1 protein-coding gene is annotated in these 304 nt (G+C 63.2%); it reads left to right on the top strand.

Going from position 1 to position 304, the window contains the following annotated elements; translation table 11 throughout:
• Positions 1-304, top strand: a 304-nt coding sequence (locus U5782_RS41480) for a pyridoxal-phosphate dependent enzyme (protein ID WP_322049653.1), incomplete at both ends; no start/stop codon positions are given.

A 304-nucleotide genomic window follows, 5' to 3' on the forward strand; every position in this document is an offset into this window, starting at 1 on the left:
GGGCCAGGGCACCGTGGCGATGGAAATCCTCAGCAAGCATCAGACCCCGATTCATGCGATCTTCGTGCCGATCGGCGGCGGCGGTCTCGCGGCGGGTGTCGCGGCCTACGTGAAAGCCGTGCGCCCGGAGATCAAGGTGATCGGCGTGCAGACCGATGATTCCTGCGCGATGGCGCAGTCGCTCAAGGCGGACAAGCGCGTCGAGTTAAACGAAGTCGGCCTGTTTTCGGACGGCACGGCGGTGAAACTCGTCGGCGAGGAAACCTTCCGGCTTTGCCAGGAATATCTGGACGATGTGCTGACC

Origin of the sequence: Paraburkholderia sp. J67 (genome assembly GCF_905220265.1) — a bacterium.
GTDB lineage: Bacteria > Pseudomonadota > Gammaproteobacteria > Burkholderiales > Burkholderiaceae > Paraburkholderia.